The 737-nt window shown below is 61.3% G+C and carries 1 protein-coding gene and 1 pseudogene; both read left to right on the forward strand.

Annotated elements, in window-relative coordinates; genetic code table 11:
- The coding region (locus A6U95_RS29470; RefSeq protein ID WP_139102488.1) for an isochorismate synthase at positions 1-537 on the forward strand (537 nt) is incomplete at its 5' end.
- 18 nt (positions 538-555) lie between these two features.
- A pseudogene (gene entE / locus A6U95_RS29475) lies at positions 556-737 on the forward strand (2,3-dihydroxybenzoate-AMP ligase); the annotation flags it as partial.

Consider the following 737-nt stretch of genomic DNA (forward strand, 5'->3'; position numbering starts at 1 on the left):
GCAAAACGCATGGCTGACCCGGTGGCGGACAAGGCCAATGCAGACCGGCTTTCGGCTTCGGAAAAAGACCATTACGAGCATAGCCTCGTGATCGAGGATATACGCTCGCTGCTTACGCCTTGCTGCACTGAAATCGACGTTCCCGAAAAACCCTCCCTCATCAACACGGCCGCTCTCTGGCATCTTTCGACGCGCATCGAGGGTCGCCTTGCTGATCCCGAGACCAATGCGCTGCAACTCGCGTGCCTGCTGCATCCCACACCTGCTGTTTGCGGTTTCCCCACCGAGCGTGCCCGCAGGCTTATTCGCTTCGTCGAGCCTTTCGAGCGTGGGCTGTTCACCGGCATGGTCGGCTGGACGGATGCCGAGGGTAACGGCGAATGGGTGGTGACAATCCGTTGCGGCACCGTGCAACGGCAAACCGTGCGGCTGTTCGCAGGCGCCGGCATCGTTGAAGCCTCGGAACCCGAATCCGAGTGGGCCGAGGTGCAGACCAAGCTCAAGACCATGCTGAACGCCTGCGGTCTTTCTGCCTAATTTTCCCAGGGACACACCATGACAATCGAATTTGAACGCTGGCCCGAAGATCTGGCGCGCCGATACCGCGACCGCGGCTACTGGATCGACAGACCGCTCAGCGACATCCTCACCCAGCAGGTGGAACTTCGGCCGGACGCGACCGCGCTGATCGGCGGCGACCGCCGCTTCACCTATGCCGATCTCGACCGGCAATCTTC

Origin of the sequence: Serratia sp. 14-2641, from assembly GCF_001692375.1 — a bacterium.
Taxonomy (GTDB): domain Bacteria; phylum Pseudomonadota; class Gammaproteobacteria; order Enterobacterales; family Enterobacteriaceae; genus Chania; species Chania fonticola_C.